This window comes from Arthrobacter sp. P1_C12_2 (assembly GCF_056406415.1).
In genome coordinates, this window is sequence record NZ_JBFUAF010000008.1 from 146,048 (window position 1) to 167,404 (window position 21,357).

The window sequence follows — 21,357 nt, forward strand, 5'->3', positions numbered from 1 at the left end:
CCCGACGGTCCCTGGCGGGGCCGGAATACGCAAAGAGCTAAGGACGTTCCTTTCAATATGACTATCAATAGCCCCCTGTTGTCGCGCCCGGCCGCGGTTGAGGCCGGCGGCGCCGACGCCGGCGTCGCCGCCCACTACGGCGAGCCGCTCCGGGAGCAGCGGGCGCTGGCCGCCGGCACCGCCGTCGTCGATCTCTCACACCGCGGCGTGGTCACGGTCAGCGGCCCGGACCGCCTGAGCTGGCTCAACACCCTCTCCTCCCAGCAGCTCACTTCCCTGGCCCCCGGCCAGTCCACCGAACTGCTGTTGCTGAGTGTGCAGGGCCGGATCGAATTTGACGCCCGGGTGGTGGACGACGGCGCGGCCACGTGGCTGATCGTCGAGGCAGCCGAGGCGGCCCCGCTCGCCGAGTGGCTCAACAAGATGAAATTCATGCTCCGGGTCGAGATCACGGACGTCTCCGCGGACTGGGCCGTGCTCGGCTCCACCCACCGCATCCCGGAGTGGGCGGCGCTGCAGGTCTGGGAAGACCCGTGGCCGCATGTCGGCGCCGGCGGCTACTCCTACGCGGTGGTGGGCGAGGACGCCCATCCCGGACTGGAACGGCCGTGGTTTGAGTACCTGGTCCCGGCGGCCGAGCTGGTCGCGACGGTGGGGGACCGTGCCCTCGCCGGCACCATGGCGTCCGAAGCGCTGCGGATTGCCGCGTGGCGGCCGCGGTGGGGCGCGGAAACGGACGACAGGACCATCCCGCATGAGCTCGACCTCCTCCGCACTGCCGTGCACCTGGCCAAGGGCTGCTACAAGGGCCAGGAGACGATCGCCCGCGTCCACAACCTGGGCCACCCGCCGCGGCGTCTCGTGTTCCTCCAGCTCGACGGTTCCCAGCACACCCTGCCCGCGGCCGGCAGCGAGGTGCGTGCGGGCGACCGCAAGGTGGGCACTGTGACCTCCGTGGCCCAGCATTACGAAATGGGCCCCGTGGCCTTGGCCGTGATCAAACGCTCCGTCGCCCCGGACGAGGTCCTTACCGTTGTGGACGGGGACGAGCCCTATTCGGCGGCCCAGGAAGTCATTGTGGCTCCCGACGCCGGCCAGGTGGTGGGCCGCCAGACCGGCTTCCTGCGGGGTACCCGATGAGCGGGGGAGGCGCCGCGCCCGACGACGAGACGTTGGCGCTGGCCCACGCGCTCTTCGACGCGGCCCGCGAGGGCAATTCCGCGCTGCTGGGCAGCTACCTGGCCGCCGGCGCCCCGGCCACGCTGACCACTGCCTCCGGCGACTCACTGGTGATGCTGGCGGCCTACCACGGCCACGCCGGCACTGTCCGGCTGATCCTGGACCACGGCGGCGACGCCAACACGCCGAACGACCGCGGCCAGACCCCGCTGGCCGGTGCCGTCTTCAAGGGCTACACGGACGTGGCCCGGGAGCTGCTGGAGGCCGGGGCCGACCCCGACGCCGGCACCCCCACTGCGCGGGCCGCCGCGCAGATGTTCGCCCGCACGGACATCCTGGCCCTCCTCGGCTGACGGAACCCGGCCCGGGCCGGGCCGGGGCCGGACCGGGCAGGGCCGGGTGGTGGGAAGATTGCGCCCAAATACTCCACGTGGAATAATCTTCAGTGGAGTAACCGCAGTTTAGACCGAAAAGGACAGCACCATGGCCCGGGCAACCGCATTGACACCGCTGGGTGTCGCCGCACTTTCCCTGCTCGTGGAAGAGCCGATGCATCCCTACGAGATGTACCAGCTCCTGATCGCCCGGCACGAGGACCGGCTGGTCAAGGTCCGGCCGGGAACTCTCTACCACGCCGTCGGGCGGCTCGAAGAGCAGGGGCTGGTCGCGGCGACGGGAACGGACCGGGGAGGCAACCGTCCGGAGCGCACCACGTACACGATCTCGGCAGCCGGCCGCGAGGCCTTCACGAAGTGGTTGCAGGACATGCTGGCCGCCCCGGTCAATGAATACCCCGCCTTCCCGCTGGCCATCTCCGAGGCCTACAACCTGCCCGCCGGCGGCGTCGTCGAACTCCTCGACCGGCGGCTCCAAGCGCTGCAGGAGCAGCTCGACTTCCTGGTCTCCGGGGAGGAAATGCTCACGAAGAAGGGTGTGGAGCGCAAGTACTGGATCGATGTCCAGTACCAGCAGAACGCGCTGCAGGCCGAAGTCGACTGGATCCGCAGCCTTCAGGACCAGCTCCGCTCCGGCGCGCTGCCATGGTGAGCCCCTGCACCACCCCCTGGCCGGGACCCGGCCGCCCCACGCTCAGCCCATCCAACGATTCACACCAGCCCCCAAATTCACACCAGCCCCTAAGGAACCGCATGGAAAACGTAGCCCGGCCATGGCCGGCACTCTGGTCCCTGGTGATCGGTTTCTTCATGATCCTGATCGACACCACCATCGTCTCGGTGGCCAACCCCAGCATCATGGAGGGCCTCAACACTGACATCAACGCGGTGATCTGGGTAACCAGTGCCTACCTGCTTGCCTATGCCGTGCCGCTGCTCATCACGGGCCGGCTCGGCGACCGTTTCGGACCGAAGAAGCTCTACCTCTCCGGACTCGTCGTCTTCACCATGGCATCGCTGTGGTGCGGCCTCTCCGGCAGCGTCGAGATCCTCATCGCGGCCCGTGTGGTCCAGGGCCTCGGCGCGGCCATGATGACGCCGCAGACCATGGCCGTCATTACCCGGATCTTCCCCCCGGACCGCCGCGGAGCGGCCATGGGCATCTGGGGCGCCACGGCCGGCGTCGCCACGCTGGTTGGCCCGATCCTCGGAGGCGTGCTGGTGGACGGCCTCGGCTGGGAATGGATCTTCTTCATCAACGTTCCCGTCGGGATTGTCGGCTTCATCCTCGCCCAGCGTTTCGTCCCTTCGCTGACCACCCACCCGCACAAGTTCGATATTCCCGGCGTGCTGCTCAGCGCCCTCGGCCTCTTCCTTCTGGTCTTCGGCATCCAGGAGGGCGCGACGTACGACTGGGGCACCATCGCCGGCCCCATCACCGTCTGGGGCCTGATCATCAGCGGCATCGCCGTGCTGGTTGTCTTCGTCCTGTGGCAGAAGTTCAACACCGGTGAACCGCTGCTGCCCCTGTCCCTTTTCAAGGACCGGAACTTCTCGCTCGCCAACATTGCGATCACCACGGTGGGCTTCACTGTCACCGCGTTCAGCCTGCCGCTGATCTTCTATTACCAGATCGTCCGCGGACTGACCCCGACCCAGTCGGCGCTCATGATGGTGCCGATGGCGCTGATCTCGGGCGGCCTCGCCCCCGTCGTCGGCCGGATCATCGACAAGGTCAACCCGAAATTCATCACCGCATCCGGCCTGGTCCTGATGTCCGTGGCTCTGTTCTGGAATGCCCTGCTCATGCACCCTGACACCCCCATCTGGCTGTTCCTGCTGCCGAGCGCAGTGCTGGGCTTCGCCAATGCGGGCATTTGGGCGCCGTTGAGCTCTACCGTCACACGCAACCTGCCGCCGCGGCAGGCCGGAGCCGGCTCGGGTGTCTACAACACCACCCGCCAGATCGGCGCCGTGCTCGGCAGCGCCGCCATCGCCGTCCTGATCCAGTCGCGGCTTGCGGCCGAGCTCCCCGCCCGGCCCGGAGCAGGCGCAGACGCCAGCCCGATGGGCTTCGGCGGCGCCCTGCCCGCGGAGCTTCATGAGGGGTTCTCGACGGCGATGGGCCAATCTATCCTGCTGCCGGCGGCGGTCATCCTGCTCGGTGCAGCCGTGGCGCTGTTCTTCGCCAAGCCCAAGCCGGTCCAGGGCTGGGGCGAGCCGGAGTCCGCCGCGGCTGCTGGTACGGATTCAGCCGCTGGCGCGGCCGCCGGCGCGGACGCGGACAAGGCCGCCGCAGAGCGCGGCTAGCCTGGCGGCATCCGGATCAGCCAAGCAGCACGCTGGTCTGGATGCCGCCCGCCGAGAAACCCAGGCTCCGGGCCAGCGCCAGCGACCCCTTGTTGCTGACCTCTGAACGCCACTGCAGCGTCAGACCGGCGGCGAGGGCCTCGTGGGCGGCTATCGACGCGGCCAGCTTGCCCAGGCCGTTGCGCCGCCATTCGGGCGCGACCAGCACGCCCATGTGGGCCAGGAGCCCTTCCCATTCCGCATACGCCCCGCAGGCCACCGGCGTGCGGCGCCCGTCTTCCAGATGCAGGACAGTGAAGCGGTGTTCGAGGTCGGCGAGGCCCACCTCGTTGACGTCATCGGGCGGGCAGAACGTCTCCAGTTCGATCGCTTCGGGATTCCCGTGCGAGACGGTCAACTCCCCGGACGGCTGCTGCAGGGGGAGGTCGTCGGCGAAGAAAAGTGCGGCGGCGCCCAGCCCGTGGCCGCCGTGCCCGCGACTGATGGTCAGCAGTGTCACGTGCTGGGCCAGCTCTTCATCGGCGAGACCGTCGGCGGCGTCCAGCGCCCACTGCGGGCCCACCAGGGCGGAGTTGCCGAACAGGCGGACGAACTGGAGGGCCCGCGCTGTTTCATCAGCCCGGGTGAGCCGCACACCGGCGGCGGCCGCGAAGGCGCCGTCGTCGAACCCCAAACGGCGCGCCCATGCAAGCTGGACAATTTCAGCGGAACCGGGCTCAAGAGTCATGAATCAACCCTACCCACCGTGGCCGGACTTCCGTCCGGGGCCGCCTAGCCGAAGAGGACGGCGGCCTCGTCATAGCGGCTCTGCGGTACGGACTTGAGGTTGCCGAGCGCGGCGTCGAAACCGACGTGCACAATATCCGTGCCGTGCAGCGACACCATCGTCCCCCAGCGCTTCTCCACCACCGAGTCGATGGCCGCCATGCCCAGGCGGGTAGCCAGGACGCGGTCGAAGGCTGTCGGGACGCCACCGCGCTGGATGTGGCCAAGGACCGTCGCGCGGGTCTCGATGCCGGTGCGTGCCTCGAGCTCGGGCGCCAGCATTTCGGCGATGCCGCCGAGGCGGGGGCGGCCAAAGGTGTCGAGCCCGCGCTCCGAATGCGGGGACTCCTGGCCCTCGGGCACGAACCCCTCGGCGACGACAAGCAGCGGGGCGCGGCCACGGTCGTGGGCGGAAATGACCCACTCGGCGATCTGTTCCATGGAGGCTTTCTGCTCCGGGATCAGGATGGCGTGGGCGCCCGAGGCCATGCCGGCGTGCAAGGCGATCCAGCCCACATGCCGTCCCATGACTTCGGCGATCATGCAGCGGTGGTGGGACTCTCCGGTGGTGCGCAGCCGGTCGATTGCCTCGGTGGCGATTTCCACGGCCGTGTCGAAGCCGAAGGTGTAGTCCGTGGCGTCCAGATCGTTGTCGACCGTCTTGGGCACGCCCACGATCTTGAGGCCGGCGTCGGTGAGCCGCTTTGCGGCGGCCAGGGTGCCCTCGCCGCCGATGGCGATGATGGCGTCGATCCCGAGCCGGTCCATGTTGGCTTTGATGACCTCGGGACCGCCGCCGTTCTCAAACGGGTTGGTGCGGGACGTGCCGAGGATGGTGCCGCCCTGCTTGGCGATGCCGCGGACCATGGTGCGGGGAATCTCCACGATGTCGCCCTCGACGACGCCGCGCCAGCCATCCTTGAAGCCCACGAACTGCTGCCCGTGGACAGCGATTCCTTTGAGGACGGCGCCGCGGATGACGGCGTTCAGGCCGGGGCAGTCTCCGCCGCTGGTGAGGATTCCAATTTTCATGTCTTGGCTCAAATCCTGGTTTGAAGGGGTACAGGCAGAGCGCCACGCTGAGCTCACCTAGAGTCTAGTGGCGGGTGTGGGGCAGGACACAAACGGTTACAAAAGGTGCCCCCGCCGTGGAGGCGGGGGCACCTTTTCGTGGTGCGGCGCGGCTACCGGGCGCCGCTACCGGACGTCGATTGCCGCGGGGCCGGGACGGCTGTGATGGACGTCAGGGCCGGGAGGAGCGCTTCGAGAGGAAGCTTTCGAGGACGATTGCATTGCGCTGGTCCGGCAGCAGCAGCCAGGCCGCGACGTAGAACACGAACGCCGGCCCGGGGAGCAGGCTCAGGAGCAGGTAGGCGATCCGGACCCAGGCCACATCAACCCTCAGTTTGGCGGCAATTCCGCCGCAGACGCCGCCAACCCAGCGCTGCGGACCACGTTTCAGGCCGAGGCCCCGGACGGTGTCGAAGAATTTATCCATGGTTCAAGACTTCCTTGTAGTTGACTGATTGTCACGCCTGCGTGCCGAGACCAGGCCGCCCACGATCAGGGCGGCCCCGGCACCGATCATCAGGCCGATCAGGACATAGGTGCCGTTGAGGGCCACGAGGCCGAGCCGGGAAATGATGATCAGTGCGGCCAGGGCCACCACCGTCAGTCCCCAGACCACTGTGCCCACCCGGGCGGGGGAACCCGCTTCCGGGTCCTCCCCGGCGTCGGCCGGCCGCAAATCGTCATAGCTGCTCATGTCAGTTGCCTTCCTTGATGGTCACGTTGCTGACGGTGCCGGAGATCTCGAGGACCAGCCGGGCGCCCGGCTGCGTGGTGTTGTAGTCGCTTTGCTGCTTCGTGATGCCGCCGCGGTCCTGGTTGCCGTCGTGGAGGTTGCCCATGGTCATGTCCGCCTGGACGTGCACCGGGACGGTGGCGGGGATGACGACGGTCAGGTTGCTGGCCGTTGCGTCGATCGGAACTACGACGTCGGATTCCAGGGGCGGATTCAACGCCAGCTTGGTCAGGTCCACGGTTCCGGCGCCGCCGGTGATCTCGAAGCCGCCTTGGGCCTGTTCAATGCTCGCCGGCGTCCAATCGGCGTTCTGGAAACGGAACCGGTCCCCGTGCGGAACCACGCTGAAGATTGCGCCGATCAGCAGGGCCACGACTGCGAAGAAGCCCAGGACCCCGGAGGACCGGCCCCGCAACCCTGCGAACAGGATCCCGAGACCCAGGATGGCCGCGCCGAAGGCCCAGACCAGCGCGTTGCCGGCGTCGCCGAGATCGATCACGTTGGCAGCGTCGAGGGCCTTGATGCCGCCGCCCACCAGGAGGGCGGAGCCGACGGTAATCGCGACCGCCGGGGCACCCGGACCAGGGTTCCGCGGCGCGGCCGGCGGGGGCGGGGTGGGCCCGGACCCCTGGCCATAACCGCCGGGGGGAACGGGGCCGGACGGAATGGGTCCCGACGGCGGAGGCGGACCCCAGGCCGGGACGGCGTCGGAGACTCCGGACCCGTCAGCGGGGTGGTCATAAGCCGGGCCGGCGCCCTGCGGGAAGCTGCCGGCGGATTGCGGCCCGGCGCCGGTGCGGGGGTTGCCCGCAAAAGCTGTGGCGCCGATCGGGCTGCTGGACTCGTAACGCGATGGCATCGGAGTGGCTCCGTTCCGGATCTTGTTGCGTTGGGTCAGGTAGTAAACGAGGTAGATGGCGCCGCCCACCCAGACGACGGTCCAGACAAAGGCGCCGAAGCCGAAGCGGTCCCAGCCCCAGACCCCGGAGCCCAGACTGGGGAATCCGATGACCGAGGTGATGAGGGCGCCGGTCATGCCGCCCGTCCACCGGCCTGCGGCGGCCTCCTGGACGTGAATGCGGCCGTCAGGTTCGGGCAGCAACGCCCAGGCCAGGCCGTAGACGAGAACCCCAATTCCAGCGAAGACGGTCAGGACGATCAGGACGCCGCGGATGATCAGGGGGTCGACGCCGAGCCGGTGGGCTATGCCGCTGGCCACGCCACCGATCCAGCGGTCGCGTCCGCGGTAGATGCCCTGGCCGCGGATCCAGTCGAAGAAATTCTGGGTTTGCCGGCCGGGCAACGGTCCATTCGGGTCGCCGGGCGGGAAAAGCCGCGGCGGCTCCGGCGGCGCGCCGGCCGGCCCGGAACCGGCCGGAGCGGACGGGTCTGTGCCGGGAAGCTCTGTGCCGGGAAGCTCGGTGCCTGGAAGTTCCGTGTCCGGACGTTCCGGGCCGGGAAGTTCCGTGTCCGGACGTTCTGACTTTGGAAGTCCTGATTCCGGAATTTCCAGGTGGGGTCGATCCGTGGCCGGCCGGTCTGCGGAGGCCGGGCCTTCATCGGGGTGCGGAGTGTGCGGGTTCATACTTCGATCCTTCCCGTTCCCGGCGTCGGGCTCTACTGGGGAACACCCTGAACCGTCCCTGAGTGGCCCCCGGGTTGGGCCCCCAAACGCGTCCGGGGAACCCCGATCCGTGCTTGGATTGATGCATGACAACCGCGCCCGCCCGCCCGCCGCTGGTCCGCAGCAGCGATCGCGTGATTGCCGGCGTGTGCGCAGGCCTCGCCAACCACCTGGGCTGGCCGGTGCGCATGGTCAGGATCGGCATGGTGGTCGCTGCGCTCGCGGGCGGGGCCGGGGTGGCCTTCTACGCCTGGCTCTGGATCATGGTCCCCACGGCGGATGAAAGCGCCCGGCGCAACGCCCGCCGCCCGGCGTCGCCCATCGCTCCGGCAGTCAGCTCCCCGGACGTCCCCGCAGTCCCCACCATGCCCGACGCCCCCGGCACGACAGGAGCCTCCGGAACCCGCGGCACGCCAGGAATGACGCCGCCGGGGTCCTGGCGGTCCAAGGTATCGGGCATGCCCTTCGGCAAGGAGATTCTGCTGGGTGCAGGCCTCCTTCTGGCCGCCGGGATTCTGATCGCCCGGCTCCTGGGAGTCGACGTGCCGCTGGGCACCCTGATCCCGGTCGCGGCCATCCTGGGCGGAGCCGCGATCGCCTGGATGCAACTGGACGAGACCCGCCGGGCGGGGCTCGTGGACAAGACCAAGGCGGACCAGGCCGGCGGCTGGGCGCGCCTCGCGGCCGGGCTCGCCCTCGTCGTGGCCGGCGTCCTGGTCATGGTGTCCGGCTCAGGGTCCTGGGAACAGACCTGGCTGGCCCTCCTGGCCTCCGTGGCCGTGCTGGGCGGCGTGGCCCTGGTGCTGCTGCCATGGGGGCTGAAGTTCTGGCGCGATCTGGAAACCGAGCGCGCCGGGCGGGTGCGCGCCACCGAGCGTGCTGAGATCGCCGCCCACCTCCATGACTCGGTGCTGCAGACCCTCGCCCTGATCCAGCGCCGTGCCGGGAACGAGCACGACGTCATCAGGCTGGCCCGCGCCCAGGAGCGCGAACTGCGGGGCTGGCTGTACCGGGATGCCGACAAGGAATCCGGCCACCTGTCCGAAGGCATCAATGAAGCGGCCGCGGAGGTCGAGGACGCCCTCGGGCACGCGGTCGAGGTGGTCAGCGTCGGGGACTGCCTTATGACCCCACGCCATGAGGCCCTCGTCCAGGCATCCCGCGAGGCGATGCTGAACGCCGCCCGGCACGGCGGCGGCGCCGTGTCCGTGTACCTGGAAGTCACCGACGCCGCCGCAGAAGTTTTCGTCAAGGACCGGGGCCCGGGGTTCGACCCGGATTCCGTTCCGCTCGACCGGCTCGGCGTCCGCGAATCGATCATCGGCCGGATGAACCGCCACGGCGGCACCGCCGCCATCATCAGCAGCCCGGACGGCACCGAAGTGCGGCTCCGGCTGCCCGTCACCGTCGCACCATCTGCCGGAACTGCGGCGGCTGCCGCCAACAACGCCAACGGAGAGGCCAGGCCGTGACCAGCCCAGCATCAGAAAACCCAGCATCAGGAAGCCCTACACCGGGGAGCCCCGCACCGGGGAGCCCCGCACCGGTTCGGGTGGTGATCGTGGACGACCACGCCATCTTCCGCTCCGGGTTGAAGGCGGATCTGGACCCGGACATCGTCGTCGCGGGGGAGGCCGGAACCGTGGAGGAGGCAATCGCGGTCATCGCGGTCCAGCGCCCTGACGTGGTGCTGCTGGACGTCCACCTTCCCGGTGGCCGGGGTGGCGGCGGACGCGAGGTCCTGGCCGGCTCGGCGCCGCTGCTGGCCACCACACGGTTCCTGGCGCTGAGCGTCTCGGACGCGGCCGAAGACGTGGTGTCCGTGATCAGGGCGGGCGCACGTGGCTATGTCACCAAGACAATTTCCGGCGCCGAGATCAGCGGCGCCGTCCGCCGCGTGGCCGGCGGCGACGCCGTCTTCTCGCCCCGCTTGGCGGGATTCGTCCTGGATGCGTTCGGCACCGCCCCCGCGGACATCGCCGACGACGAGCTGGACAAGCTCTCGGCACGGGAGCTCGAAGTGATGCGCCTTATCGCCCGCGGCTACAGCTACAAGGAGGTGGCCAAGGAACTGTTCATCTCGATCAAGACAGTTGAAACCCACGTCTCGGCTGTGCTGCGCAAGCTCCAGCTCTCCAGCCGCCACGAGCTGACCCGCTGGGCCGCGGAGCGCCGCCTCCTTTAACCCAAGGATGCGCTATCACTTAGGGTCCTTTTGCCGCGGCAATAAGGCCCATATGTGATAGCGCATCGGGGTTTGTGACGGGTTACTTGGCCTTGCCGAGGAAGTCCTGCAGGCGGGCGACGCCCGTGGCGAGGTCGTCGTCGCCCAGCGCATAGGACAAGCGCAGGTAGCCGGACGGGCCAAAGGCCTCGCCGGGAACCACAGCCACTTCGACCTCGTCCAGGATCAACGCCGCGAGTTCGGCAGAGGTGGCCGGACGCACGGGACCGTTCGCCGACGGGAACTCCTTGCCCAGCAGCGCGCGGACGTCCGCGTACACGTAGAACGCGCCCTTCGGCGTCGGGCAGTCAACGCCCTCAATCGCGTTCAGGCCCGCCACGATCGCCTTGCGGCGGCGGTCAAATGCCACCTTCATCTCGTCGACGGCGGTCAGCGGCCCGGACACGGCGGCGAGGGCGGCGACCTGGGGGATGTTGGAGACGTTCGACGTCGCGTGGGACTGCAGGTTGGTGGCGGCCTTGATGACGTCCGCAGGCCCGATCATCCAGCCCACGCGCCAGCCGGTCATGGCATAGGTCTTGGCGACGCCGTTGAGGATGACCACCTTGTCGGCGAGCTCGGGAACTGCGGTGGCGATCGAAGTGAACGGCACGCCGTCGTAGGTCAGGTGCTCGTAGATCTCGTCGGTGACAACCCACAGGCCCTTGGACGCGGCCCACTGGCCGATCTCCCTGACCTGCTCGGGCGAGTACACGGCACCGGTGGGGTTGGAGGGGGAGACGAACAGCAGGATCTTGGTGCGCTCGGTGAGGGCCGCTTCCAGCTGGTCCACGGTGACCAGGTAGCCCTGCTCCGGGCCCGCGAAGACCTCCACCGGCACGCCGCCGCCCAGCCGGATGGCCTCGGGGTACGTGGTCCAAAACGGGGTGGGCACAATGACCTCGTCGCCCGGATCCAGGAGGGTGGCGAAGGTGTTGTAGACGGCCTGTTTGCCGCCGTTTGTCACCAGCACCTGGGATGCCTCGGCCTTGTAGCCGGAATCCCGGAAGGTCTTGTCCGCGATGGCCTGCTTCAGCTCGGGAAGCCCGGCCGCGGGGGAGTAGCGGTGGTACTTCGGCTGGCTGGCGGCCTCGATGGCGGCCTGCACAATGTAGCCGGGGGTCGGGAAATCGGGTTCCCCGGCACCGAAGCCAATGACCGGACGGCCGGCTGCCTTCAGCGCCTTCGCCTTGGCATCGACGGCCAGAGTGGCGGATTCGGCTATGGCGGAAATGCGCTGGGAAATGCGGGCAGCAGACATGGGCGGGTCCGTTCTTCGCTTGCAGCTGGAAGGCTGGATATGGGATTCGACGAAATCTACTCTATGCTGTTCAGCGGATCCCCCGGGGTGCCTGAACCCGAATGTGACTGGCGGCTGTCAGTTGGTTTTCGCAGGCACGCAGGGGTCCGGAAGAGGGCCGGTTCGACGTAGGCGCAGTTGTTGCGTAGACTGGTTCTCCGGTGTTGAAAACACGATGATGGCCTGCGCCTCAGGGAAGCCTGTGGGACGCGTCGGCCGGAGCGATTTTTCTCCCCGAAGGGTAGTGGCGCAATTGGTAGCGCAGCGGTCTCCAAAACCGCAGGTTGCAGGTTCGAGTCCTGTCTGCCCTGCGCATGCTGTTCCGGGACATCCGGAACCAGCGCAGCAACCATGGTTCAGTTCAGAGCCGGGTATCCGATCATTGCGAGGATGAGTGAGGACCAGGTGACCGAAACAGCTGCCAGCAGCTCCAAAGGCCGCCCCGCCAAGAATGCCGTCAAGCCCGGCTTCTTCGCTCGTATCGCGATCTTCATCCGCCAGGTCATTGGCGAGCTGAAGAAGGTCGTCGCACCGACCCGCAAAGAACTGATCAACTACACACTCGTGGTACTGGTGTTCGTGACCATCATGATGGTGATCGTCACCTTGCTGGACCTGGCCTTTGGGACCGCGGTCAGCTGGGTCTTCGGCGGCAGCAGCCCCACGGACAGCTAAGGCGACCGGTCCGCAGACTGCGTGGATGCCCCGGGAAACCGGAGATTCCGCGGGGTGTGCGGAATTGAGTCATTTAAATAGGCATGTTAGGCAATGAGGAAGCAGGAGACCAAGTGTCTGAGCAGGAGCTCGAGGTAACTGAGACTGAGCTGGATAAGAGCCAGGACGCCGCGGTGGAAGCCGCGGAAGAGTCCGAGGCTGTGTCTGCTGCGCCCGAATCCGACGTCACTGACGAGGCCGTAGCCACGGAAGAAGAAGCGGCAGAAGACGCCGAAGCTGCAGAAGCAGGCGACGCTGACGCCGAAGACGCTGACGACGCCGACGTGCTGGCAGCGGCGGCCGCCAAGGCCGACGTCGACCCCGCCGATGAGTTCAAGGCCAAGCTGCGCCGCCAGGAGGGTGACTGGTACGTCATCCACTCCTACGCAGGCTACGAGAACCGCGTCAAGGCCAACCTTGAGACCCGCATCCAGACCCTGGACATGGAAGATTACATCTTCGAAATCCAGGTCCCTATGGAGGAAGTCGTTGAGATCAAGAACGCTCAGCGCAAGGTCATCAACCGCGTCCGCATCCCCGGCTACGTCCTGGTCCGCATGGACCTGACGGACGCTTCCTGGGGCGCCGTCCGCCACACCCCCGGTGTCACCGGCTTCGTGGGCAATGCCCACAACCCGGTCCCGCTGCGCCTCGATGAGGTCTTCTCCATGCTCGCGCCGGTCTTCGAAGAAGAGCAGGCCGAGAAGGGCAAGCCGGTCAAGCACGCCGCCGCCCAGGTCGACGTCGACTTCGAGGTTGGCGAGTCGGTCATCGTCAAGGAGGGCCCGTTCGAGACCCTCCCCGCCACGATCTCCGAGATCAAGATCGATTCCCAGACTCTCGTGGTGCTGGTGTCCATCTTCGAACGCGAGACTCCGGTCACCCTGGCGTTCAACCAGGTCAGCAAGATCTAGCTGTACCCCAAGAATTCGCCCCGGGCTGCCCGCTTAGCAGCCACGGAGCGGCCGGCCGCCTTGCCATGGCGGCCACCAACCTGAGGCACGCTCCTGTGCCCCAGGACGTATTTGAGAGAAGGACCTACATTGGCTCCCAAGAAGAAGGTCACCGGCCTCATCAAGCTGCAGATCCAGGCAGGTGCCGCTAACCCGGCCCCGCCGATCGGTCCTGCGCTCGGCCAGCACGGTGTCAACATCATGGAATTCTGCAAGGCGTACAACGCTGCGACGGAAGCCCAGCGCGGCAACGTTATCCCCGTGGAGATCACGGTCTACGAAGACCGTTCCTTCACGTTCATCACCAAGACCCCGCCGGCTGCAGAGCTCATCAAGAAGGCTGCAGGCGTCGCCAAGGGTTCGGCTACCCCGCACACCGTCAAGGTTGCCAAGCTGACCCAGGCCCAGGTCAACGAGATCGCCACCACCAAGATGGAAGATCTCAACGCCACCAGCCTCGAAGGCGCAGCGAAGATCATCGCCGGCACCGCCCGCTCCATGGGTATCACCGTCGAGGGTTAATTCCCCACCGCTGAAGCGCCGGGTTTCGGGCAACCGATCACGACGCCGGTCAGCACCGCCGGCCAGCCGGCACCACCTAAACAATGAAGAGCGGAATTCCGGAACTGATAAACCAGCCGGAATGCCGCCTGTGGCAGGGCCCAGCGCGGTCCGCAGACCACAACTGCACAAGGAGAAATAAGCAGCATGGCAAAGCGCAGCAAAGCATATGAGGCAGCCGCCGCCAAGATCGACGCGGAGAAGTTCTACGCGCCGTTCGAGGCAGTGACGCTCGCCAAGGACACCAACCCGTCCAAGTTCGACGCCACCGTTGAGGTCGCTTTCCGCCTGGGCGTTGACCCGCGTAAGGCCGACCAGATGGTCCGCGGCACCGTCAACCTGCCGCACGGCACCGGTAAGGTCGCCCGCGTCCTCGTCTTCGCAACGGGCGACAAGGCCGAGGCTGCAATCGCAGCCGGCGCCGACTTCGTTGGTTCCGATGACCTGATCGAAAAGATCGCCGGCGGCTGGACCGACTTCGACGCCGCCGTCGCCACCCCTGACCTCATGGGCAAGGTTGGCCGCCTCGGCAAGGTCCTGGGTCCGCGTAACCTGATGCCGAACCCGAAGACCGGCACCGTGACCGCTGACGTCGCCAAGGCCGTCAACGACATCAAGGGCGGCAAGATCGACTTCCGTGTCGACAAGCACTCGAACCTGCACTTCATCATCGGCAAGGTTTCGTTCGACGCCATCAAGCTGGCCGAGAACTACGCAGCCGCACTGGAAGAGGTTCTTCGCCTCAAGCCGTCCGCTTCCAAGGGCCGCTACATCCAGAAGGCCACCGTCGCCACCACGTTCGGCCCGGGCATCTCGGTTGACCCCAACGTCACCAAGGTCCTGACCGAGGTCTAGTCCTCACCGGATCCTTGGATCCTCGGAGCCGCCAGCAACACGCGCGTCACCAGTTCCAGCGAAAGGCCGTCCCGCAACCGCGGGGCGGCCTTTCGTCGTCCGTGCGCCGGGATCCTCTGGCGTCGGGAACCCCTGGTGTCCGGAACCCCTGGCGTCCGGAACCCGTGGAGCCCGAACCCTTGGAGCCGCCGGGCCTGCCGGTTAAGCTGTCCCGGTGACTACGCCGTCGTACCTCATCGAGCAACTCTCCCTGCCCGCCAGCCTCGATGCCGCTGACCCCGGTGACCCTGATGCGGCGGAGTTCCTCGAGTTCATGGAACTCTGCGATGAGCTCATTGTGCAGACCTGGGGAAACCTGGACCGGGCATCGTCCGCCGCGGCCCGGCTTCAGTACTGGCAGGACACCGCCTACACCCGGATCCGGCTCTTCTTTGTCCGTGTTGACGGGCGGATGGTGGCCAACTCCTGGGTCCGCTGCGAATTGCAGGAGAATCTCAGCAGTGCGCTGCTGCACGTGAGTGTCTTGGATTCCTTCGCCGGGCGGGGGATTGGCAGGGCACTTCTGGAGCACGCCGAGGCGCTGGCCGCCGCTGACGGACGGACAATCCTGCAGACCTTCACGGAGCACCCTGCCGATTTCGACGTCGATGGCCCCAACCTCATCAAGCCCGCCACGGGGACCGGCGTGCTGCCAGCAGGCGCGCGCGGTGTCCGTTTCGCCGGACGGGCAGGCTACCGCCTGGAGCAGGTCGAACGGTTCAGCTCGCTCGATCTCCCGCCCGCTGCGGACCTCGATGCCCTTGAGCGTGACGCCCTGGCCAGCGCGGGGGACTATGAACTGCTGCACTGGACCGATTCCTGCCCGGAGGAACATGCCGCCCAGCTCGCGGTGCTGATGTCGCGCATGAGCACCGACGCCCCCTCCGGAGCGCTGAGCTACGAGCCGGAAACCTGGGACGTGGCCCGGGTCCGCCACGTCGAGGACACCTGGCGGCGGGCCGGCCAGTCCTCCCTCGTGGTGGCGGCACGGCACCGGGTCAGCGGTGAACTGGCCGCCTATACCGTCCTGCAGACAACAGCTGACAAGCCCTGGCTGGCCAGCCAGGACGACACCCTGGTCGCGGCCGGCCACCGGGGCCACCGGCTGGGCATGCTGGTCAAGATCCTCAACCTGCGCCTGCTGCGGGAGGCGTACCCTGCGGTCCGGCGCGTCCTGACCTATAACGCCGCCGAAAACGATCACATGCTCCGCATCAACATTGCGCTGGGCTTCCATCCGGCGGGCTACGACGGCGAGTGGCAGCGGACCGCTGCCGCCGCGGGCGCAGCCACCGGCACTGACATCCGGAACTGACCGGGCGCCGAATGGAGCGGAAACTGCCCGGCGTCACCAATGGAACAGCGGCCCAAACCAGCATATGCTGGCGGTTGAAAGCCCGGTTTGAGCCGGGCCGTACCGATGGCGGGTGGCACAACGGCTGGGAAGATGCCCTCTATGGCAAACGATGTACGGATTGAGCAGCTGTGGATCCCCGATTCCCTTGACGCGCCCGATGCCGCCGACTTCCTCGCCGCCATCGAAGTAGGGCGCAGGGTCCGGATGCAGACCTGGGGCACCGACGACCTTGCCTACGCGCCGCAGGAAAAGCTTCTTGAGATGGCGGACCCCTACGAACGCCAGGTGATCCTCGTGGCCAAGATCGACGGCGTCATTGTCGGGACGGCGGACATCGCCCTGCCGCTCGTCGACAACCTCGACCTCGCCGAATTCACGCTCGACATCCTTCCGGAATTCCGGCGCCAGGGCGTGGGGAGGCAGCTGCTCGAGGCCGCGGAACACTTCGCCCGGGACGAGGGCCGCCACACGATCCTGATCGACACCAACCACCCGGGATCAACCCTGACGGACCCGGAGACCGAACAGCTCGTGCCCGGCAGCGGCGTCGGGTTTGTCCCGTTGGGAAGCCGCGACGTGGAATTCGCCCGCCACACCGGCTACACCCTGCAGCACATCGAACAGTTCAGCTCCTGCGCGCTGCCGCTGGACACCAAACTCGTCGCCGAACTTGAGGCCGAGGCCGAGGAAGCCAATGGCGGCCGCTACCGCCTGCACCACTGGACCGACCGGTGCCCTGACCAGTGGCTCGAGGCCGTCGCCGCCCTGGAAAACCAGGCAGGCGAGGACGAAGTGCCGGGCCCGGATGCCCAGGAGATGGTGTTCGACGGCGGCATCCTCCGGGAAGCGGAGGAAGTCACCATTGCCCAGGGCCGCCGGACGGTGGTCACCGCCGTCGAGCACATCGCCAGCGGATCGCTCGTGGGCCTGACCACCATCAGCGTCCTGGCCCAGCGCCCGGACGTCGTCTTCCAGGACGACACCGTGGTGCTGCAGGGACATCGCGGCAACAAGCTCGGTCTGCTGATCAAGGTCGCCAACATGGAACGGCTCAGCGAACAGTTCCCGGACGCCCGGGTCCTGTACACATGGAACGCCCCCGAGAACCGCTACCTCCTGAAGGTCAACCTGCAGCTCGGCTTCACGACAGCGGGCGTGACGGGTCTCTGGCAGAAAGAACTCCCCAACTTCGGCCCTGCTGTCAGCTGAGGTCCAGGGCTGAGGTCCTGCTTGACCCTGTCCGCCGGGCCCGATTTGGAACACGCGCGCCGCGTCCCGTAAGCTTGGAGGACCAAAGACCGTCGGTTGTTGGAAATCCACTCTCCCAAGCAAGACTCACTTCTGCAGTCGCGCCGGGAGAGCGCAGTGGATTTCCGGACGAAGGACCCTGAACATAGGGCGGCCGGCGCAGGTGAACGAAGCAAAGCTCCGCGGTCATGGACCGCGTCGAGACAAGCCCCGTGCATCTGCGCGGGGCGTTTTTTAGTTTTAGCTCTTTTGAGCGGGGACCCGGACACACCGGCACTATCCCCGGAAGGAGGGTTATGGCAACGCCTAGCAAGGTTTCAGCAGTAGCTGAGATCACTAACGATTTCAAGGAATCGAACGCCGCTGTCCTGACCGAATACCGTGGGCTCACCGTTGCACAGCTCAAGCAGCTGCGTGTCTCTCTCGGCCAGGAAACCAAATTCTCGGTCGTCAAGAACACCCTGACCGCTATTGCAGCCAAGGAAGCTGGTGTCGAAGCATTCGACGGTCAGCTCGCCGGCCCCACTGCAATCGCGTTCATCAAGGGTGACGCAGTTGCCGCTGCCAAGAGCCTGACGGATTTTGCCAAGGCCAACAAGCAGCTGGTCATCAAGACCGGTTACTTCGAGGGCAAGGCACTGAACGCCAGCGAAGTTGCTGCCCTGGCAGCACTCGAGTCCCGTGAGCTGCAGCTCGCCAAGGTTGCAGGCATCCTCAAGGCTCCTGCTGCCGCCGCTGTACGCATCATCGACGCACTGCGCCTCAAGCTTGAAGAAGAGAACGGTGCACCGGCAGCAGCCGAAGCACCCGCCGCTGAAGAAGCTCCCGCAGCAGATGCAGCAGCCGAGGCCGAAGCACCGGCCGAAGCCGCAGCCCCCGAAGAGAACTAGTCCTCTTCTCCATAAGACTCCGGTGCGACAGCGAGCCTCAGGCCCGCCGCGCACCACTATAGGAAGGACGCCACACCATGGCGAAGCTCACCAACGAAGAGCTCATTGAAGCTTTCAAGGAACTGACCATCATCGAGCTCTCCGAGTTCGTCAAGCTCTTCGAAGAGACCTTCGAAGTTACTGCTGCTGCTGTTGCCGTTGCCGGCCCCGCCGCTGCTGCAGAAGAAGCTGAAGAGAAGACTGACTTCGACGTCATCCTCGAAGCTGCTGGCGACAAGAAGATCGCAGTGATCAAGGAAGTTCGCGCCATCACCTCCCTGGGCCTCAAGGAAGCCAAGGACCTGGTTGACAGCGCACCCAAGGCTGTTCTCGAAGGCGCCACCAAGGAAGCTGCCGAGAAGGCAAAGGCTCAGCTCGAAGAAGCTGGCGCCCGCGTTACCCTCAAGTAACTCCCGCCGTCCGGATCCCTCGCGATCCGCACTGCTCGAAGGAAACCCCGTCCACTCAGGTGGGCGGGGTTTCCTGCGTTCTGCGGGTTTGGAAAGCGAATTCCCGCGGCCGCCGGTGAACGGTACCCAAGGATTCGGCAAAGTTTTTCTAATACCCCTGTCGCACTTGATGGCGCGACCCTAGACTTTGGATTTGTGCCCACCGGCCCCCAACGTTCAGGAGTTCACCACAATGACGGACCCAAACACTTTCCCCTCCCGCCGCGCCATGCTCGCGGCAGCCCTCGTGGGCGGGGGAGCAGCCGCTGCCGCGCTGACCGGAGCCCCGGCTGCACAGGCCGGCGGCGACCAGGCCAGCGGCAAAAAACAGTTCACCCTGACGGTGCTCGGCACCACGGATCTGCACAATAACGTCTTCAACTGGGACTATTTCAAGAACGTGCCCTACGCCGATGCCGCCGGGAACAAGATCGGGATCGCCCAGGCCGCGACCCTGATCAGCGCCATGCGGGCCGAGCGCGGCGCTGCCAGCACGCTGACCATCGACGCCGGGGACACCATCCAGGGCACGCCCCTGGCCTACTACTTCGCCAAGATCAACCCCATCTCGGCAACCGTGAAACACCCCATGGCGCTGGCCATGAACGCGATCGGCTACGACGCCGTGGGGCTGGGCAACCACGAGTTCAACTACGGCATCGACCTCCTGCGCACCTGGGAGCGGCAACTGGACTTCCCGCTGCTGGGCGCCAACGTCCACGACGCCGTATCGGGCGGGCGCGCCTTCACCCCCTACGTCCTGAAGCGGATCAAGACTGATAGCGGCTGGCTGACAGTCGGCCTGGTCGGCTTTGTGACGCCGGGCTGCGCACTCTGGGACCGGGACAATGTCCAGGGCAAGCTCGATTTCAACGGCATCGTCGAAGAGGCCAGGACTCTCATCCCGCAGGTGAAGGCCGCCGGGGCCGACGTCGTGATCGTCACGAGCCATTCGGGAGCGACGCCCGGATCCTCTTACGGCGACGCCCTGCCCTTCCCCGAGAACGCGTCCACCCAGCTGGCCGAGGAAGTCCCCGGCATTGACGCCATCCTGGTCGGGCACGCCCACTTGGAGATCCCGGAGCGCTACGTCACCAACAAGGCCACAGGCAAGCAGGTGCTCCTGACCGAGCCGCTCAAGTGGGGCATGCGCGTCTCCGTCATGGACCTCGAGCTCGCCAAGGAGAAGGGGCAGTGGACCGTCACTGCGGCGCATTCGCACCTGTTGGACGCCAAGACCGTCGACGCCGATCCCGCCGTCGTCCGGGCCGTCGAGGCCGGGCACGAAGCCACGGTGAGCTACGTCAACGAGGTCATCGGGACCTCCACGGCGCCGCTCAGCACGGCCACCGCCTGCTGGGAGGACTCTGCCGCGATCGACGCCATCAACTACGTCCAGGCCAGCACCATCAAGGCCGAGCTCGCCAACACCCCCGCGGCGGGGCTGCCCGTCCTGTCCATTGCGGCGGCCTTCTCCCGTGCAGTCGATGTCAAGGCCGGACCGCTGACCATCCGCGATGTCGCGGGGCTGTACATCTTCGACAACACGCTGCTCGCCATCAAGGTCACCGGAGCGCAGGTCAAGGCCTACCTGGAGTGGTCCGCGCAGTACTTCAAGCCGGTGGCCACCACCACGGCCAGGGCCCAGGACGTCACCAACGCCGTGACGGCCACGGCCCCGAACGGCACGCCCGACTACAACTACGACGTCGTCTACGGACTCGACGCGCCGCTGAACTACGAGATCGACCTCGCCCGGCCGGCGGGGGACCGGATCGCCAACCTCAGCTACGGCGGCCAGGCGCTGCAGCCCGAGCAGGAATTCGCCCTGGCCATCAACAACTACCGGCAGAGCGGCGGCGGCAACTTCCCGGCCGTGAAGAGTGCGCCGGTGCTCTCGAACAGCCAGCAGGAGATCCGGCAGCGCATCATCGACTATGTCGTGGACCGCGGCACCCTGGACGTCGCCGTGTTCAGCCAGGCCAACTGGCGGCTCACCGTCAACGGGACGCCACTGACGGTCACCGCCTGACCCGCCCGCTTAAGCCAACGCGGGGTCACTTATCGCCCATCCGGAGCGTCGGAATGGGCGATACGTGACCCCGTGTCGTTTTTAACCCGGGCGGGCTAGTTTGGTTCGGTGATGTCGGCGACGACGGCGCCCAGCGCCGCCGTCAGGGCGTCCGCGTCCACGAACGCGCTGTAGCCGTGTTCCCCGGCGCCCATGGAGATCCGCCGGCCCGTGATGGTCTGGTCGGCGTAGACGGGCCAGGGGCGGATGCTGCCGAGCGGCGTGATGGTCCCGCGCTCGTACCCGGTGGCCTCGAAGGCGGTATCCGCCGCCGGCAGCGAGAGCTTGTTGACGCCCAGCAGCGCCCGCAGCTTGGGCCAGGAGATCTGCCGGTCGCCGGGGACCAGGGCGAACAGGAAACTGCCGTCCTTGTGCTTGACCACGAGCGACTTCACGATATCCGCGGGCCGGATCCCAAGGATTCCGGCCGCCTCCTCAAGGCTGCGGGCGGCCAGGCGTTCCACGATCTCGACGTCCAGCCCGCGCGCCGCGGCATCGGCCAGGAACCGCTCGCGGCCACCGCTGGTGGTTTCCTGCTCTGCCATTCCCATCAAACCTTTCCCTGACTCTTCCTGGCTGT

At 67.0% G+C, this 21,357-nt stretch carries 22 protein-coding genes and 1 tRNA gene; 16 read left to right on the forward strand and 7 right to left on the reverse strand.

What is annotated here, in order from left to right; genetic code table 11:
• The first annotated feature begins 57 nt into the window (after positions 1-57).
• The 4 genes from ygfZ (at position 58) to AC1DZQ_RS10980 (ending at position 3,884) form a co-directional block, all read left to right on the forward strand.
• The gene (ygfZ, locus tag AC1DZQ_RS10965) at positions 58-1,140 is read left to right on the forward strand and encodes a CAF17-like 4Fe-4S cluster assembly/insertion protein YgfZ (protein WP_476963566.1); all 1,083 of its coding nucleotides are present in this window, start codon (positions 58-60) and stop codon (positions 1,138-1,140) included.
• On the forward strand, positions 1,137-1,532 hold the full coding sequence (locus tag AC1DZQ_RS10970) for an ankyrin repeat domain-containing protein (protein ID WP_476963567.1): 396 nt from the start codon (positions 1,137-1,139) through the stop codon (positions 1,530-1,532). Before ygfZ ends, AC1DZQ_RS10970 begins: the two co-directional genes overlap by 4 nt.
• 130 nt (positions 1,533-1,662) lie before the next feature.
• Complete coding sequence (locus AC1DZQ_RS10975; protein ID WP_476963568.1) at positions 1,663-2,226, forward strand: PadR family transcriptional regulator; 564 nt, start codon at positions 1,663-1,665, stop codon at positions 2,224-2,226.
• Positions 2,227-2,327: 101 nt separating this feature from the next.
• Positions 2,328-3,884: an MFS transporter gene (locus AC1DZQ_RS10980; protein WP_476963569.1), complete on the forward strand. Its 1,557-nt coding sequence runs from the start codon at positions 2,328-2,330 to the stop codon at positions 3,882-3,884.
• A gap of 16 nt (positions 3,885-3,900) precedes the next feature.
• Here the strand turns inward: AC1DZQ_RS10980 and AC1DZQ_RS10985 are convergent, their stop codons facing one another.
• The 5 genes from AC1DZQ_RS10985 to AC1DZQ_RS11005 all read right to left on the reverse strand — a co-directional run bounded on the left by AC1DZQ_RS10985 (position 3,901) and on the right by AC1DZQ_RS11005 (position 8,038).
• A complete protein-coding gene (locus AC1DZQ_RS10985; protein WP_476963570.1) occupies positions 3,901-4,611 on the reverse strand; it encodes a GNAT family N-acetyltransferase in 711 nt (236 codons plus the stop codon).
• A 44-nt stretch (positions 4,612-4,655) separates the two neighbouring features.
• Positions 4,656-5,681 (reverse strand): 6-phosphofructokinase, encoded by a 1,026-nt coding sequence (locus tag AC1DZQ_RS10990; RefSeq protein ID WP_090575237.1) that lies wholly within the window; start codon positions 5,679-5,681, stop codon positions 4,656-4,658.
• Positions 5,682-5,892: 211 nt separating this feature from the next.
• Positions 5,893-6,147 (reverse strand): PspC domain-containing protein, encoded by a 255-nt coding sequence (locus AC1DZQ_RS10995; RefSeq protein WP_476963571.1) that lies wholly within the window; start codon positions 6,145-6,147, stop codon positions 5,893-5,895.
• A 3-nt stretch (positions 6,148-6,150) separates the two neighbouring features.
• Positions 6,151-6,414, reverse strand: a complete 264-nt coding sequence (locus AC1DZQ_RS11000; protein WP_476963572.1) for a hypothetical protein — start codon at positions 6,412-6,414, stop codon at positions 6,151-6,153.
• Position 6,415: 1 nt separating this feature from the next.
• The gene (locus tag AC1DZQ_RS11005) at positions 6,416-8,038 is read right to left on the reverse strand and encodes a PspC domain-containing protein (protein WP_476963573.1); all 1,623 of its coding nucleotides are present in this window, start codon (positions 8,036-8,038) and stop codon (positions 6,416-6,418) included.
• A gap of 125 nt (positions 8,039-8,163) precedes the next feature.
• On the opposite strand from AC1DZQ_RS11005, the gene AC1DZQ_RS11010 reads away from it, so the two are divergent.
• Together AC1DZQ_RS11010 and AC1DZQ_RS11015 are read left to right on the forward strand one after the other, a co-directional pair.
• Complete coding sequence (locus AC1DZQ_RS11010) at positions 8,164-9,549, forward strand: ATP-binding protein (RefSeq protein WP_476963574.1); 1,386 nt, start codon at positions 8,164-8,166, stop codon at positions 9,547-9,549.
• A gap of 80 nt (positions 9,550-9,629) precedes the next feature.
• Positions 9,630-10,262 (forward strand): LuxR C-terminal-related transcriptional regulator, encoded by a 633-nt coding sequence (locus tag AC1DZQ_RS11015; protein ID WP_476963591.1) that lies wholly within the window; start codon positions 9,630-9,632, stop codon positions 10,260-10,262.
• Between the two features lie 82 nt (positions 10,263-10,344).
• On the opposite strand, the gene AC1DZQ_RS11020 is transcribed toward AC1DZQ_RS11015, so the two are convergent.
• Positions 10,345-11,562 carry a pyridoxal phosphate-dependent aminotransferase gene (locus tag AC1DZQ_RS11020; RefSeq protein WP_476963575.1) on the reverse strand — a complete coding sequence of 406 codons (1,218 nt, stop codon included), beginning with the start codon at positions 11,560-11,562 and terminating at the stop codon, positions 10,345-10,347.
• Between the two features lie 277 nt (positions 11,563-11,839).
• Here AC1DZQ_RS11020 and AC1DZQ_RS11025 point away from each other — a divergent pair.
• From AC1DZQ_RS11025 to AC1DZQ_RS11070, 10 genes are all read left to right on the forward strand, one after another.
• Positions 11,840-11,912: transfer RNA gene (locus tag AC1DZQ_RS11025), tRNA-Trp, on the forward strand.
• Between the two features lie 79 nt (positions 11,913-11,991).
• A complete protein-coding gene (secE, locus tag AC1DZQ_RS11030; protein ID WP_476963576.1) occupies positions 11,992-12,276 on the forward strand; it encodes a preprotein translocase subunit SecE in 285 nt (94 codons plus the stop codon).
• A gap of 113 nt (positions 12,277-12,389) precedes the next feature.
• Positions 12,390-13,229, forward strand: a complete 840-nt coding sequence (gene nusG, locus AC1DZQ_RS11035) for a transcription termination/antitermination protein NusG (RefSeq protein WP_476963577.1) — start codon at positions 12,390-12,392, stop codon at positions 13,227-13,229.
• Between the two features lie 129 nt (positions 13,230-13,358).
• The gene (rplK, locus tag AC1DZQ_RS11040) at positions 13,359-13,790 is read left to right on the forward strand and encodes a 50S ribosomal protein L11 (protein ID WP_018773647.1); all 432 of its coding nucleotides are present in this window, start codon (positions 13,359-13,361) and stop codon (positions 13,788-13,790) included.
• 186 nt (positions 13,791-13,976) lie between these two features.
• The gene (gene rplA, locus AC1DZQ_RS11045; protein WP_018773648.1) at positions 13,977-14,684 is read left to right on the forward strand and encodes a 50S ribosomal protein L1; all 708 of its coding nucleotides are present in this window, start codon (positions 13,977-13,979) and stop codon (positions 14,682-14,684) included.
• A gap of 214 nt (positions 14,685-14,898) precedes the next feature.
• Complete coding sequence (locus AC1DZQ_RS11050; RefSeq protein WP_476963578.1) at positions 14,899-16,038, forward strand: GNAT family N-acetyltransferase; 1,140 nt, start codon at positions 14,899-14,901, stop codon at positions 16,036-16,038.
• Positions 16,039-16,179: 141 nt separating this feature from the next.
• On the forward strand, positions 16,180-17,289 hold the full coding sequence (locus AC1DZQ_RS11055; protein ID WP_476963579.1) for a GNAT family N-acetyltransferase: 1,110 nt from the start codon (positions 16,180-16,182) through the stop codon (positions 17,287-17,289).
• Between the two features lie 335 nt (positions 17,290-17,624).
• Positions 17,625-18,218 carry a 50S ribosomal protein L10 gene (gene rplJ / locus AC1DZQ_RS11060; RefSeq protein ID WP_028276542.1) on the forward strand — a complete coding sequence of 198 codons (594 nt, stop codon included), beginning with the start codon at positions 17,625-17,627 and terminating at the stop codon, positions 18,216-18,218.
• Between the two features lie 77 nt (positions 18,219-18,295).
• The gene (gene rplL / locus AC1DZQ_RS11065; protein ID WP_028276543.1) at positions 18,296-18,667 is read left to right on the forward strand and encodes a 50S ribosomal protein L7/L12; all 372 of its coding nucleotides are present in this window, start codon (positions 18,296-18,298) and stop codon (positions 18,665-18,667) included.
• A 232-nt stretch (positions 18,668-18,899) separates the two neighbouring features.
• Entirely contained in the window at positions 18,900-20,738 is a 1,839-nt protein-coding gene (locus AC1DZQ_RS11070) for a bifunctional metallophosphatase/5'-nucleotidase (protein WP_476963580.1), read from the forward strand.
• A 95-nt stretch (positions 20,739-20,833) separates the two neighbouring features.
• Here AC1DZQ_RS11070 and AC1DZQ_RS11075 read toward each other — a convergent pair whose 3' ends face one another.
• Entirely contained in the window at positions 20,834-21,322 is a 489-nt protein-coding gene (locus tag AC1DZQ_RS11075; protein WP_476963581.1) for an aminoacyl-tRNA deacylase, read from the reverse strand.
• Positions 21,323-21,357: the final 35 nt, after the last annotated feature.